Annotated in this window: 12 protein-coding genes; 10 read left to right on the top strand and 2 right to left on the bottom strand. The window is 65.4% G+C overall.

Translation table 11 applies throughout. The features are described from left to right. The first annotated feature begins 3 nt into the window (after positions 1 to 3). From KAR29_RS12450 to KAR29_RS12425, 6 genes are all read left to right on the top strand, one after another. Positions 4 to 1578, top strand: a complete 1575-nt coding sequence (locus KAR29_RS12450; protein ID WP_274373310.1) for an efflux transporter outer membrane subunit — start codon at positions 4 to 6, stop codon at positions 1576 to 1578. Positions 1579 to 1726: 148 nt separating this feature from the next. Continuing rightward, the gene (locus KAR29_RS12445; RefSeq protein ID WP_274373309.1) at positions 1727 to 2248 is read left to right on the top strand and encodes a transcription repressor NadR; all 522 of its coding nucleotides are present in this window, start codon (positions 1727 to 1729) and stop codon (positions 2246 to 2248) included. 527 nt (positions 2249 to 2775) lie between these two features. After that, positions 2776 to 3408, top strand: a complete 633-nt coding sequence (locus KAR29_RS12440) for a TetR/AcrR family transcriptional regulator (RefSeq protein WP_274373308.1) — start codon at positions 2776 to 2778, stop codon at positions 3406 to 3408. After that, entirely contained in the window at positions 3405 to 6509 is a 3105-nt protein-coding gene (locus tag KAR29_RS12435; RefSeq protein WP_274373307.1) for an efflux RND transporter permease subunit, read from the top strand. Before KAR29_RS12440 ends, KAR29_RS12435 begins: the two co-directional genes overlap by 4 nt. Beyond that, the gene (locus tag KAR29_RS12430; RefSeq protein ID WP_274373306.1) at positions 6506 to 7867 is read left to right on the top strand and encodes a TolC family protein; all 1362 of its coding nucleotides are present in this window, start codon (positions 6506 to 6508) and stop codon (positions 7865 to 7867) included. Before KAR29_RS12435 ends, KAR29_RS12430 begins: the two co-directional genes overlap by 4 nt. Positions 7868 to 7884: 17 nt before the next feature. Then, positions 7885 to 9045 (top strand): efflux RND transporter periplasmic adaptor subunit, encoded by a 1161-nt coding sequence (locus KAR29_RS12425; protein WP_274373305.1) that lies wholly within the window; start codon positions 7885 to 7887, stop codon positions 9043 to 9045. A 96-nt stretch (positions 9046 to 9141) separates the two neighbouring features. Here KAR29_RS12425 and KAR29_RS12420 read toward each other — a convergent pair whose 3' ends face one another. Continuing rightward, on the bottom strand, positions 9142 to 10047 hold the full coding sequence (locus KAR29_RS12420) for a glycyl-radical enzyme activating protein (RefSeq protein WP_274373304.1): 906 nt from the start codon (positions 10045 to 10047) through the stop codon (positions 9142 to 9144). Further along, entirely contained in the window at positions 10044 to 10754 is a 711-nt protein-coding gene (locus tag KAR29_RS12415) for a GntR family transcriptional regulator (RefSeq protein ID WP_274373303.1), read from the bottom strand. The genes KAR29_RS12420 and KAR29_RS12415 overlap by 4 nt, the downstream gene beginning before the upstream one ends. Positions 10755 to 11268: 514 nt before the next feature. Between KAR29_RS12415 and dctP the strand changes: the two genes are divergently transcribed. The 4 genes from dctP to KAR29_RS12395 all read left to right on the top strand — a co-directional run bounded on the left by dctP (position 11269) and on the right by KAR29_RS12395 (position 14553). Beyond that, complete coding sequence (gene dctP, locus KAR29_RS12410) at positions 11269 to 12282, top strand: TRAP transporter substrate-binding protein DctP (protein ID WP_274373302.1); 1014 nt, start codon at positions 11269 to 11271, stop codon at positions 12280 to 12282. A 186-nt stretch (positions 12283 to 12468) separates the two neighbouring features. Continuing rightward, complete coding sequence (locus KAR29_RS12405; protein ID WP_274373301.1) at positions 12469 to 12996, top strand: TRAP transporter small permease; 528 nt, start codon at positions 12469 to 12471, stop codon at positions 12994 to 12996. Beyond that, on the top strand, positions 12993 to 14309 hold the full coding sequence (locus KAR29_RS12400; protein ID WP_274373300.1) for a TRAP transporter large permease: 1317 nt from the start codon (positions 12993 to 12995) through the stop codon (positions 14307 to 14309). Before KAR29_RS12405 ends, KAR29_RS12400 begins: the two co-directional genes overlap by 4 nt. A gap of 4 nt (positions 14310 to 14313) precedes the next feature. Continuing rightward, positions 14314 to 14553, top strand: coding sequence for a hypothetical protein (locus tag KAR29_RS12395; RefSeq protein ID WP_274373299.1), 240 nt, complete (start codon positions 14314 to 14316; stop codon positions 14551 to 14553). Positions 14554 to 14565: the final 12 nt, after the last annotated feature.

Raw genomic sequence — 14565 nt, 5'->3', positions numbered from 1 at the left:
AGCATGAAGAAAGGGATAATCGCCGCGATGCTGGTCCTGCTTTTCGGCCTCTTTTCGGGGGCCTGGGCCGACTCGAAACCCCTTTCGGGTGACGTGGAGCTGGAAAAGGGGGAGTGGACGGCCCTGGCCCGGCGCTATCCCATGCCCTACCGAGGCCCTTCCGAAAACCCGGAGGCGCCTTCGCCCGAAATTCTCGCCCACTGGTGGGACGTCCTGGGAGACGAGACGCTGACGGAGCTGGTTCTGGCCTCTCTCGAGGGCAACCGCGACATCGTCTCGGCCCGGTCCAAATTCGCCGAGGCCAGGGCGACTCTGGGTATCAGCAAGTCGGCCCTCCTCCCCTGGCTCGACGGAGGCACGGCCATCACCCGATCCCGGACGGGAGAGGACGCCACGGCGGACCAGAAACAGGTGGGGCCCCGCGATTCCTATAGCCTGGCGATCGATGCCTCCTGGGAGCTGGACATCTCCGGCGGCCAGACGCAGAAGATCAAGGCCGGTGCGGCCGACCTGCAGGCCGAGTACGGGGCCCTCCACGGGGCCTGGGTGAGTCTCGCCTCGGAGGTGGCCCTCAACTACGTCTCCCTCCGGACGCTGCAGAAGAGGCTCGTCGTGGCCGAGAACAACCTGGCCCTCCAGAGGGCCACGGTGGAACTCCTCCAGTCCCAGTACGATTCGGGCCTCTCCGATGAGCTGGCCCTCAGTCAGGCCCGCTACACCATGGAGGGGACGCGGTCGGCCATTCCGCCCCTGAAGACGTCCATCGAGGAGGCCATGAACCGCCTGGCCGTCCTCGTCGGCCAGGTGCCGGGCAGCCTGGAGGAGCGTCTCGGCGAGTTCCGGCCTCTGCCCAAGCCGGACCTGTCTCTCCTTGTGGGCATTCCGGCCAACGCTCTTCGCCAGCGCCCCGATATCTACGAGGCCGAGCGTCGTCTCGTCGCCCAGGTGGCCCGCAAGAAGGCGGCCCAGACCGATTTCTGGCCCAAGCTCAACCTCCTGGGCTCCATCGGCCTCGAATCCCTCTCCTCGGCCCGGGGACTCTCGGCCTCGGACGGCTTCGGCTTCTCCTTCGGCCCCCAGCTCTCGTGGCCCATCTTCCACGGCAGCGCCATCAGGGACAACATCCGCGTCCAGACGGCCAAGGAGGAACAGGCCCTGGCCGCCTACGAACAGACGGTTCTCGCGGCCGTCGCCGACGTCCGCGACGCCCTGACGGCCGAGACTCAGGAGCGCCATCGCAACCTCTACCTGCGCCGCGCCGTCGACGCGGCGCAGACGGCCAGACAGGTCGCCGAGGATCGGTACGGCCACGGGCTGACCGATTTCAACAACGTCATCAGCGCCCAGAGCGCCCTCCTCGACCTCGAGGAGCAGCACGCCGTCAGCGAGGGCGAGATGCTCGCCAACGTCATCCGCCTCTTCAAGGCCTTGGGCGGGGGCTGGGCTCCTCTGGCCGAGGGCGAAGCGTCGCCTCCCGCCGTCGCGGAGAAGGCCCTCCGGGGCGTCGAGCTTTCCGACGAGAGCCAGGCCTACCTCGAGGCGATACGGAAGGACCTGAAGGGGAAGACTCAGCCCTAGGCCCCGGAACGAAGGCTGCCTGTGAAGAGGATCGATCCGTTTCCTCCTTGCGCGCAGGTCCTTCGACGGACCGGCGCGATGCCTCTCCACCTTGCGGGATCATGAGGCTACAATGGCGGAAGAGATTCCAAGAAGAGGGGGGCCTGTCGTGGCGCGGGAGAAGATGAGCCGGGAAGATCGCTGCCGCCGCATCCTGGAGCGCCTGGAGGCGGCGGAAGAACCCTTGAACGGCGCTCTCCTGGCCGAGGAGCTGGGCGTGAGCCGCCAGGCCGTCGTCCAGGACGTGGAGGCCCTGCGCCGGTCGGGTCGGGCCGTCCGATCGACGCCCTGGGGCTACCGCCTGGAGGGGGGAGCCGTCTTCTCGGCCGTCTTCGCCGTGCGCCACGGCCGGGGGGAGCTCCTCGACGAGCTCCTGTCCATCGTCGAGGCCGGAGGTCATGTCGTCGACGTCCAGGTGGAGCATCCTCTCTACGGCTCTCTCACCGGCTCCCTCGACCTCCGCTCCCGCGAAGATGTCCTCCGCTTCGTCTCCCGCGTCGAGGGGGGGAGGGCCGAACTCCTTTCGGCCCTTTCCGACGGCGTCCACCTCCATCGCGTCGAGGCGCCCGACGGGGAAAGCCTGGAGCGCGTCGCCGCGGTCCTCCGCGGCAAGGGCTATCTGCTGGGCTGACCCGTCGGAAAATGCCCCTTCCCGGCGTCCCCGATGACGTTACTCCCGACAGATCGCAAAAAGGGGAGCGAGACCGGCGGCACAGGCCCCGGCCTCGCTCCTGCCCGTCTTCGGGCACAAGCGGCCGAGGTCCCGTCAGGCCGGCGGCGAGGGACATGCCCCGAACCGACGTCGGCGGGCGCTTCGAGAGCTTTCCGGATCGGCATGCCCGGCGGCGTTTTTACCCGTCGCGCCCGTGAATGCGGGTCGGCCCCTATCCACGGGCACGAACAGGATGGGAGGAAGTCCATCGGGGCCGGCCAGGAGGCGCCTGGAAAACGGAGGCGGCTGCCTCGAACCTGCACCGGCGAGGGGAGTGGAACGGGCCTTGAATCGGTGGATCCGAGGAGCTTGTCTTGAAGAACCTGCGGATTCGGATCGGTGGAAAGGCGTTGACAAGCGGGGCGGAGAAACGTAGACTGACCTGTCGTGACCGGCGGTCATCGTAAAGAACCGCGGTCATTTTAGAGTCAGAGAGGGGGGAGATCATGGCGCGCCTTTCCGAGAAAAAGAAGGCCGTGCTCGAGTCGATGATGCGGGAGTCGCTCTTTGCGGCGGCCAAGCGCCTTCTCGAGGAGGAAGGGTGGAGAGGGACGACGATGGAGCGCCTGGCCCAGGAGGCGGGCGTCTCCAAGGGGACGGTCTACAACTACTTCCGCGACAAGAGGGAGATTCTCTGCTTCGTCGTGGAGCGCAACACCGAGGAGCTGCGCCGTTTCATCCGCTCCATCGATCCCGAGGCGGGCGATCCCCGCCGGATTCTCGGCGACGTCCTGGAGGGGCTTTTCGAGGGGCTTTACCGGAACCGCCGCGTCATCGCCGCCACGATCCAGGCCTACCACGAAGACGAGGAGCTGCGCCGGGAGGATTTCGACCCCCGCCGCCACCCCCTGTGGGATGTGCGGGTCTTCATCCGTCGCGTCCTCGTCCGGGGCGTCGAGGAGGGGTTTTTTCGCTCCGTCGACCCCGCCCTGACCGAGGCGGCCATCAACGCCGTCGCCGTCGGCCTGGCCCGACAGTTTTCTCTTGACATGCTCGATGTCCCCGGCGACGATTTCGCCGCCGCCGTGAGAGATCTCATCCTGGAGGGGCTCTGCCCCAGGGAGGCCCTGAATCCATGAAAATCACCGATGTCTCCCTGAGACGTCCCGTCACGGTCCTCATCGCGACGGCCGCCCTCGTCCTCTTCGGCCTCATGGCCCTGGGGAGCATGGGGGTCCAGCGCATTCCCGACGTCGATCTGCCCGTCGTCGTCGTCTCGACGACGATGAGCGGCGCCAGCCCCGAGGTCATGGACAACGACGTCACCGATGTCATCGAGGAGAAGCTGAGCACCATCTCGGGCATCGAGGCCATGCGGTCCAACAGCTACGAGGGGAAGGCCCTGACCATCCTCGAGTTCGACCTGAACCGCGACGTCGATGCCGCCGCCGCCGACGTCCGCGACAAGGTGAACCTGGCCGTGGCCGACCTTCCCGACGACGCCGATTCCCCCGTGGTCCAGAAGTTCACCATCGGCGACGAGGCCATCGTCACCGTCGCCGTAACGGGTTCGGCCTCCTATCGGGAGAAGGTCCACTTCGCCGACAAGGTCGTCTCGCCCCGCTTCCAGAGCGTCAACGGCGTCGGCGACGTCGACATGCCGGGGCTGAGGGAGAGGGAGATCCGCATCTGGCTCGACCCGGCCCGCCTCGAGGCGCGGGATCTGACGGTGAGCGACATCAAGGACGCCATATCGGAAAAGCACGTCGAGCTGCCGGCGGGCCGCGTCGAGACGGCCCTCAACGAATACGAGCTCCGCCTCCAGGGCGAGTACGTCACCGTCGAGGAGCTTCAGCGCCTCCCCCTGGTCAGCGTCAACGGCGCCATCGTCCGTCTCGAGGATGTGGCCCGCGTCGAGGACGGCTTCGAGGAGCGCCGCACCCTGGCCACCTACAACGGCGACGAGGTCATCCTCCTGGGCGTGCGGAAGCAGCGCGGCGCCAACGAGGTCTCCATGGCCCAGGGCGTCATGGAGAAGCTGGAACAGCTCCGCCGCGACGCCCCGCCGGGCATCACGCTGGAGGTCGTCGACAACCAGGCCGATTTCGTCCGCGCCTCCATGAAGGGGGCCCAGGGGGACGTCGTCTTCGCCGTCGCCCTCTGTTCCCTCATCATGCTCTTTTTCCTGCGCACCTTCCGGGCCACCTTCGTCACCGTCGTGGCCATTCCCGTCTGTCTCCTGGGGAGCTTCATCTTACTCAAAAGCCGGGGGATCACCGTCAACAACCTGACCATGATGGGCATTTCCCTGGCCGTGGGCCTCGTCGTCGACTCGACGACGGTCGTCCTGGAAAACGTCCACCGACATCTCGAGGAGGGGATGGCGCCCCGTCTGGCCGCCTCTCAGGGGACGTCGGAGGTGGCCTTCTCCGTTCTGGCCGGCGCGGCGACGACGATCGCCGTCTTCGCCCCCGTCGCCTTCATGGGCGGCATCATCGGCCGCTTCTTCTACAACTTCGGCATCACCGTCGTCGCCACCATCGCCCTCTCTCTGCTCCTCTCGCTGACGCTGACGCCCTATCTCTGTTCGCGCGTCCTCCGCCGCGACCATCCGGGCCGGATCGCCCGATCCGTCGAGGCCTTTCTCGAGGCCCTCGAGGACGGATACCGACGTACCCTCCGTGGAGCCGTGGCCCATCGAGGGCTCTCCTTCGGAGCCGCCGTGGCCCTCTTCGCGGCCGGCCTCGTCCTCGTCGCCAACGTGGGAACGGGCTTCTTCCCCAGCGAGGACAGAGGCGACTTCACCATCTCCTTCGAGCTTCCCGCCGGGACGTCCATGGCGGAGATGGAGCGCTTCCTCGGCGAGATGGACGGCATGGTCCGGGCCCGCGACGACGTGCGCTACACCTACGCCACCGTCGGTTCGGGAATGGGAGGCGAAATCAACAAGGGGGACCTCGTCGTCAAGCTCATCCCCCGGTCGGAGCGCCTTCACGTCAACGACATCATGCGCCAGATGCGCCGCGATCTCTCCATTTTCCGCGACGCCAAGCTCACCCTGGCCACCTGGGGCGGCGCCGACCTGGCCCTGACTCTCGTCGGCGACGACACGGCCTCTCTCGTCGCCATCGCCGACCCCATCCTGGGCGAGCTGAAGGCCGACGGGCGCCTGACGGACATCGACACCGACGTCCGCCTCGACAAGCCCCGTCTCAATATCGAAATCAACAGGGAAAGAACGGATGATCTCGATATCAGCGTCCGCGATCTCTCCCAGGAGATCCAGGCCTATTTCGGCGGCGTCAAGTCGGGCGTCTTCAAGGAGGGCGGCTACCGCTACGACATCCGCCTCATGGCCGAGGGAGCCCTCCGCTCGTCGCCGTCGGACATCGAAAACATCGCCGTCCGCAGCGGCCAGGGCCAGCTCGTCCGCGTTCCGGGTCTCGTCGACGTCCGGCCCGACCTTTCCGTCAACGTCGTCAAACGCTACGACCGACGGCGCTCCCTGACCATCGAGGCCAACGCCACCGATATCCCCATGGGGCAGGGGATGGAGCTGGTCCTGGCCGCGGCCGGCAAACACCTGCCCGACGACGGCAGCGTGGCCATTCTCCCCACGGGGCGGGCCAAGCACATGAAGGAGAACTTCCACTACCTCTTCATCGCCCTGGCGACGGCCATCGTCCTCGTCTACATGGTCATGGCCGTCCAGTTCGAGTCCTTCCTTCATCCCTTCACGGTCATGTTCTCCCTGCCCCTGCTCACGCCGGGCGCCTTCGGGATTCTCTACCTGACGGGGATGAACCTGGACCTGATGAGCTTCATGGGGATCATCCTTCTCGTCGGCATCGTCGTGAACAACGCCATCCTCCTCGTCGATTTCATCAACCAGCGGCGGGAGGCGGGGGAGGACAAAGTCACGGCCGTTCTCGCCGCCGGTCCTATGCGGCTCCGTCCCATTCTGATGACGGCCCTGTCGACGGTCGTCGGTTCCCTGCCCGTCGCACTGGGGCTGAGCGAGGGAAGCGAGTTCCGTCAGCCCCTTTCGACGGCCGTCGTCGGCGGGCTGCTCACGTCGACCTTCCTCACTCTCTACGTCATCCCCGTCGTCTATCTCATCCTCGACGATATCCGGGACAGGGTGGTCCTTCTGGCCCGCTTCGCCAGGGCCCGTCTTTCCCGACGTTCTTCTCGACGTGTCCTTGCTTTCGAGACGGAAAAACAGGGAGGGAAACAATGAGCCGCCACCGATTTTTGTCCGCTCTTCTCGCCGTCCTTCTTGTCTCGGCTGTTCCCCCTGCCGGGGCCGGTCAGCCCCTCTCTCTGGAGGAGGCCCTCTCCCTGGCCCTGGAGAGCAACCTGGAGGTTCTCTCGGCCCGGGAGGAGAGGGCCCGGGCCGAGGGGCTCTACCGGGCGGCCCGGTCGGGGCTGGTCCCGACGGTGAGCCTCACGGGGAGTCACAGCCGCCAGCACGCCACGTCATCCCGTCCCGACGAGGAGACGGTCGGGGCCCTGACCCTCTCCCAGTGGATCTACGCCGGCGGCGTCGTGCGGGCCGGTGAACGTCAGGCCCTGGCCAATCTCGAGAGGGCGACGCTGACGGCCTCGGACAGCGAAGAGGCCGTGGCCCTCAAGGTCTACGAGGCCTTCTGCTCCGTCCTCCTCGCCCGGGCCGATCTGGAGACGGCCCGGGAGGCCCTGACCTACGCCGAGGGATTCCTGGCCGAGCTGACGAAACGGCGCGAAGTGGGCCTTTCGACGAATCTCGACGTCAACAGGGCCGAACAGCAGGCCGCCACGAGCCGATCGGACCTCCTCCAGGCGACGAACGCCCTCGACGCGGCCCGCATCGATCTTTTCACCCTCCTGCGTCTGGAGCCGGACGCGGAGCGGGACATCGTCGGCGACCTCGAAATGGAGTCCTTCTCCATCGACCTCCTCACGCGCCTCCGTCTCGAGCCGAGCGGGGAGCGGCACGTCGCCGACTCCCTCGAAAGGGCATCCTTCTTCGGAGACAGGGAGGCCTCGGTGGAGCGGGCCCTGACCCTTCGCCCCGATCTGGTCGGCCTGCGAACCGATCTGGCCATCCAAAAGGAGGAGATCGAGATCACCCGAGGCGGTCTCCGTCCCACGGTGAAACTGAATGCCTCCTACGGCGCCAAGGATGACTCCTCCCGCGGCGGCGCCGATGACGACGAGTGGACGGCCACGCTCAACGTCGAGGTTCCTCTCTTCGACGGAGGCCTCACGAAGGGCAAGGTCGAGGAGGCCCAGGCCCGGCTCAGGCAGATCGAAAACGACGTCACGTCCCGGGAGGAGTCCATTCGGGCCGAGATCGCCCAGGCCTATCTCAATCTGGAGAATGCCGCAGCCCTCGTCGACGTGGCCCGCCGGAATCTCGGCATCGCCGAAGAGAGCCTCCGCCTGGCCGACGTGGGGTACCGGGAGGGGGTCAACGTCCAGCTCGATGTCCTCGATGCCAGGACGAGCCTCACCGAGGCACGGCAGAAACTGGCCGAGGCGCTCAAGAACTATCGTGTCTACCGTGCCCGTCTCTGGAGGGCCGAAGGGACGCTTCGCGAGAAGGTCCTCGACTGATGAAGGGGGAAGACCGGATGTCCGGAAAGGCCAAAGGGTGGGGACTCAGGCTCCTCGCCGCTCTGCTCTGTCTCGGCCTCGCGTCGGGGGGCTTCATGATCGTTCGCGGCAATCGTCGGGCCGTGGCGGAAGAGAGCCCTCCGGCGACGGAGGCGGCCGCCGCCAAGGTGACCGTCACCGTCGCCCGCCGTGCCGAGAGGCTCTCCCAGGGCTTCCAGTCCGCCAGCACGCTGGAGGCCCTCGAAGAGGTGACCCTTCTTTCCAAGGTGACGGGACGCCTCGTCGAGCTTCGGGCCCGTCAGGGAGATCGGGTCGCCCGAGGCGACGTCGTCGCCGTCCTCGACCACCGCGATCAGGACGCCCAGGTCGCCGCCCTCAAGGCCCAGATCGCCGTCGCCGAGGCCGAATCGGCCCAGGCCAAAGTCACCCTCGACGATGCCCTCAGGGAGAGGGATCGCTACCGCAAGCTCCTGGCCGAGGGATTCGCCACGCAGCAGGAGCTGGACTCCCGCGAGACGACCTACCAGTCGGCCCAGGCCGCCTACCGAAAGACCCAGGCCTCGGTGGGGCAGCAGAGGGCCAACCTGAAGACGCAGGAGGTCCAGCGGTCGGAGTACATCCTGACGGCCTCCATCGACGGGACGGTCCTCGACGACTATTCCCTGACGGAGGGAACGATGATCTCCACGTCGACGGCCGTCGTCAAGATCGGGAAGATCGCCGTCCTGAAGGCCGTCCTCCAGGTCCCGGAGACCCGCGGCGGCCGTCTGAAAGAGGGGATGAAGGCCCTTCTTGCGGGAGACTCCTTCTCCGGCGTCGCGGGAGAGATCCTCCGCATCCGCCCCTACGTCGACACGTCGACGCGGACCGTCCAGGTCGAGGTGGCCGTCGACAACGGCGGAGGCCGCCTCAAGCCGGGCATGTTCTCCACCGTCTTTCTCGTCGAGGAGGAGGTCGACGATGCCCTGGTCCTCCCCGTCGAGGCCCTCCGTTCCGGCTCCGTCTTCGTCGTCGACGACGGCCGAATCGCCGTCCGGCCCGTCGAGACGGGCATCGAGGCCTCGGGGCTCGTCGAGATCCGCGAGGGCCTCTCCGAGGGCGAGCTCGTCGTCGTCACCGGCGCCTCCTCCCTCAAGGAGGGCGACGCCGTCTGCTACGACCCCCCGACCGGAAACTGAGGCTTTTGAGGGCGCACGAAGGCCAGGGGCTCCCCGTCGGGGAGCCCCTGGCCTTCGTGCGCCCAGTCCCTCCGAGGGGAGCAGGGGCCGGTTCGCCTAGCCGCCGACCCTGACGGAGAGGCCGAAGCTCAGCAGCCTGTCGCGGACGGAGGCCATCGCCTCCGGCGAGGGCTCTTCCGTCTCGGCCAGGCGGTACTCCAGGCCCAGGCGGCGGAACTTCTCCAGCCCCGACTTGTGGTAGGGGAGGACGTTGACGGAAGGGGCGCCGGGGAGGGCGGCCAGAAAGGCCCCCGAGGCCTCGATGTTGGCCGCGTCGTCGTTGACGCCGGGAATGACGGGCATGCGGACGTTGAGGGCCGCTCCCGACTCGGCCAGAGTCCTCAGGTTGTGGAGGATCAGCTCGTTGGAGACGCCCGTGTAGAGGCGGTGCTTTTCGGGGTCCATGTGCTTGAGATCGTAGAGGAAGAGGTCCGTCTCCGCGGCGACGTCGAGGAGAAGCGAGGTCTGGGCGAAGCCCGTCGTGTCCACGGCGCGGTGGATCTCGACGCGGCCGGCCTCGCGCAGCAGATCGAGGAGGAACCGGGGCTGCATGAGGGGCTCGCCTCCCGAGACGGTCATGCCGCCGCCGGAACGGTCGTAGAAGAGACGGTCCCGTTCGACCTCGTCCATGACCTCGGCGACGGACATCTCCCGCCCCACGAGGCGCCGCGCCTCGGTGGGGCAGACGTCGGTGCAGGTTCCGCAGCGGTTGCAGAGGGCCATGTCGGTCAGGATGCCGTAGGCCCCGAAGGCGAGGGCTCCCTTCGGGCAGGCCTTGACGCATTCGCCGCAGCCGATGCAGCGCTCGGGGCGGACCATGATCTCGGCCAGAGAGGACTGGCTCTCGGGGTTGTGGCACCACCAGCAGGAGAGGGGGCACCCCTTGAGGAAGACCGTCGTCCTCAGTCCCGGACCGTCGTGGATGGAGTAGCGCTTGAAGTCGAAGACGAGTCCCTTCGTCATCGGAGGTCCTCTCCTCTTTCCCCCTCGCCGTTCTGGAGGAAGTAGTAGCGGCGGATGTAGCGCTCCTGGACCTGGAAGGACCAGTGGACGTCGCGGATATAGTCCGAGGCGGAGGCGAAATCGCCCCGACGGAGGCGGGCGATGATGTCGGCATGTTCGCCCGTCGAGCGGACCTCCCACTCCTTGACGAAGCCCTTCTTGCGGGGGAAGTCGTAGAGGCGCTCCTTCAGGGTTTGGACGGTCTTGAGAAGGTCCTCGTTCTCCGTTTTGTTCAGGTAGGTGTCGTGGAAGGCCAGGTTCTTCTCGTAGTAGAGATTGAAGTCGTCCTCGTCCAGGGCCCGGCGCATGCCCTCGTTGAGGGCGTCCATGTCGTCGACGTCGGCCTCGCCGAAGCGGCCGGAAAGGGCGGCGACGACCTGGGCCTCGAGGGCGCCGATGATCTCGTAGATGTTGCGGATCTTCTCCAGGGACAGGAGATTGACCATGATCCCCCTCCGGGGAAAGATGGTCACGAAGCCCTCGACTTCGAGGTGAAGGAGGGCGTCGCGGAGGGGCGTCTTGCTGATGCCGAGGTGATGGCTCATCTCATTCAGGTTCAGGAAGGAGCCGGGCAGGATGCGACCGGAGTTCATCTCCTCGCGGAGGAAGTCGTAGACCTGCTGCCTCAGAGACTTGACGGTGGACAGGGACAGGCTTTCTTGATACATCAGGAAGTCTCCTTTTTCGCAACACTGGAACAGCCGAGAGTATGTGATACATCAAAACTATAGACTTAGAGCCGAGAGGTGTCAAGGGAAGCCGTCTTTAAATTGAAAAGAATAAAAACAAGAGAAAAAGATGAGGCACGGAAGCGAAAAGACGCCGCGATGAGGAGGCCTATGCTCCCCCTTTCAAGAGATGGGGGGCCCTTCAAGGGACGTTTCGTGGTTCGTAGTTTTTTTTCCCACCCTGTCTCTCTTTGCCGAACGTAAAGGGTTGACAGAAAGGACTGAATTATCTAGGATGCATATGAAGATGGATGAAATATCACGCTTCAGTAACGACCCCGCTCGGCTCCCTTCCGGGGGGGGGAGGCAGTCGCCCTCAGCCATCGCGATAACGGTGAGAAGGGAGGGTGTTAGGGCGTCGAAAGGCAGTTATGGTTCGCCGGTGACGGCGGGCCGGGAGTGGTGGTTGTAACGAGCACACAATTTCGTAAAATTTCGTAAGGAGTGGATGTCGTTGGCTCTGTTCAGGAAGTCGTCCTTCGTCGCCGGATTGCTCGCTCTTTCCCTCGTCCTCGTGGCCGGCTCGGCCTTTGCGGCCGAGATCACCCTCAAGTTCGCCGGTCAGAATCCCGCCGATCACCCCGCCACGCTTCTCATGGAGGAGATCGCCGCCGAAGTGGCCGAGAAGTCCGACGGCCGCATCGAGATCAAGGTCTACCCCATGAATCAGCTCGGCGACTACACTCTCGTCTACGAGGAGCTCATCCGCGGCACCATCGACATGTCCTGCACCTCCGTTCCCTCCCAGTTCGATCCTCGCCTGGAGCTGCTCTACGTCAATGGTTACGTCAAGGGCTACGAGGATGTCAAGAAGGTCTTCGCCCCCGACGCCTGGCTCTTCGGCAAGATGGACGAGCTCAACAACCGCCTCGGCGTCAAGCTCCTGGGCTTCTTCGTCGAGGGCATGATCGGAACGGGCACGACCAAGCCCGCCGCCGAGCCTCTTGACCCCTCCGTCAACAAGGGCGTCCTCGTCCGCGTCGCCAACATGGACGTCTACAAGCTCGGCGCCGAGGCCATGGGCTACCGGACCGTGACGATCCCCTACTCCGACGTCTACCAGGCCATGCAGACCGGCGTCTGCGAGGGCGTCAACGGCTACTCCACCGCCGCCGCCTACACCATGCTCCGCGACGTGCTCAAGCACTGGTACATGACCAACTACTCCCTTGAAGTCATCAACTACATGTTCAGCGGCAAGATCTGGGAGAAGCTCAGCGAGGGAGATCGCCAGATCGTCCAGACCGCCGTCAGCCACGCCGCCGCCAAGAGCATCGTCCAGGCCAAGGCCGAAGACGAGAAGTTCATGCAGATGATGCGCGACTACGGCATCGAAGTCCACACCTACTCCGAGGAGGAGCTTCTCCCCCTGGCCGAGGCCTGCGCCACCACCTGGGGCCAGCTCGAGAAGAACATGACCAAGGAACTGATGGACGAGTTCCGCGTCAACATGGCTCCCGGCAAGTAGACGTAAAAGGCGTTCCGGCGTCCCGGAAGACCGCAAGCCTTCCGGGACGCTTTTCGTCGCTCTTTTTCTCTCTATGGCCTATCGCCAACGGGGATATCACGTTGTACAATGAACACAGATTTGATAATGCCACGGGGAGGGGGAAATTTCGTGTCCGAGAATACGATTTGTGAATCAGGCAGTGGAATGGGAGGACCGAAGAAGAATCTTTTCGACAAGGTCGTCATCGGTTCCTTCTCTTCCATCGCAGTGGTCTCCGCCTTCGCTCTGACCGTCCTGATCAGCGCGGCGACCTTCGTCCGTTACGTTCTTCACGGAGACCTCTACGGTTACGAGGAGTGGGTCAAGCTCATCGCCTTCTGGCTTTATTTCTCCGGCGCCGCCATAGGCGCCTACAACGGGACGCACGTCTCGGCCGACCTGGTCAACGCCTACGTGCCCGAGGGGTTCCTTAAGCGGTTCCTCGTCTTCCTCAAGTGCCTCATCACCGTCTCCGTCACGGCCCTCTACGTCTGGTACGGCTACGACTTCTTCATGTTCGGCTTCATGGGCCCCCTGGGGACGCGCGTCGCCATCCCCATGACGACGATCTGGCGCATCCCCCTCTGGACGTCCTACCTGGGCATCTTCCTGGGCTTCATCTTCATGCTCTACTACTTCGCCGTCGAGCTTTTCGTCAGCGCGAAGGTCCTTTTCCTCGGAGGGAAACCATGATTTACATCGCCATCCTCATCCTTCTCTTCTGTCTCGTCGTCGGCGTTCCCGTCCCCGTGAGCTTCATGGCCTCGGCGGGCTGGCTCATCTTCTTCGGCGGTCCCGACGGGGCGGGCTATACGGCCAGTCAGCTCCTTCCCTACGCCTTCACGCAGATGAACTCCGTCTCCCTCATCGCCATCGCCCTCTTCATCATGGCCGGAGGCATCATGGAGAGGGGCCGCATCGGCGAGAAGCTCATCGACTTCGTCGACGTCTTCGTCGGCCATCTCCGCGGCGGCCTCGGCGTCGTGGGAACCATCTCCTGCGCCGTCTTCGGCTCCATCTCGGGCGCGGCCTGCGCCACCCTCTCCTGCATCGGCTCCATCATGTTCCCCCGTCTCCGCGAGGGGGGCTATCCCCGGGGGCACTCGGCGGCCCTCATGTCCAACGCCTCCCTTCTGGGCCTCCTCATCCCGCCCAACGCCACGCTGATCATCTTCGCCTGGATCAGCGGCCAGCCCGTCCTGGCCTGCTTCCTCTCCACCGTCGGCCCCGGCATCGTGACGACGATCCTCATCTGCGTCGTCAACATGTGGCTCCTGCGCAACAACGAACAGGTCCTGGTGGCCCACAACCGGACCCGCGAGGAGAAGTGGCGCCTCTTCAAGGAGCGGGGGCGTCTGGCCATCCCGGCCTTGATGCTGCCCGTCATCGTCCTCGGCGGCATCTACGGCGGCGTCATGACGACGACGGAGGCCTCGGCCGTTGCCGTCCTCTACTCCATTCCCGTCGGGATGTTCGTCTACAAGGGGCTCAAGGTCAAAGACCTTCTGGAGGTCGTCGCCGAATCGGCCGTCACGACGGGCGTCATCATGGCCATGCTCTTCTCCGTCGCCATGCTGAGCCGTCTCTACCTCCTGGAGGACCTTCCGGGACGGATGTTCGTCCTTCTCAAATCGGTCTCGGAGAACCGTTGGGTCATCCTCTTCATGATCAACGTCTTCCTCGTCATCATGGGCATGCTCATGGACGACATCAGCGTCGTCGTCCTGACGACGCCGATCCTGATGCCCATCATCCTCGAGCTGGGCTTCAACCCCATCCACTACGCCGCCATCGTCGGCGTCAACACGGGGCTGGGCTGCATCACGCCTCCGGCGGCGCCCGTCCTCTATCTGGGAGGGCGGCTGAACAACGCCCCCATCAACGAGATCATGAAGCCGGCCCTCTGGTTCATGCTGCTCTGCTGGCTCCCGGTCCTTCTCGTCACGGCCTACATCCCCAAGGTCGTCCTCTTCCTGCCCCACGTCATCCTGGGGACGCCCTGGTAGCGGCGTGAGCGAGGAGCGGCGCCGCCCCACCTTCTACCGGAACCTCTTCGCCGGCCTCTGCTTTATCTTCCTGCTGGCCGGCCTCCGCTTCGGTTCCGCCAGGGCCTTCTGGGGCTGCATGGTCTGCGGCGCCTTTTCCCGGACGGCCATGAAGAAGCAGTGGCCCGATCCGCTCTACGCCGAGACGCTGCGGCGGCGCCTCCGTCCTCTCCTTTCGTTCCTCTTCCGCCGCGGCGCGGACTGACTTCGTCCTCGG

It is taken from the genome of Aminithiophilus ramosus, assembly GCF_018069705.1.
GTDB lineage: Bacteria > Synergistota > Synergistia > Synergistales > Aminithiophilaceae > Aminithiophilus > Aminithiophilus ramosus.
The sequence above is the reverse complement of the archived record's forward strand: the minus strand, read 5'-3'. Positions and strand labels throughout refer to the sequence as shown.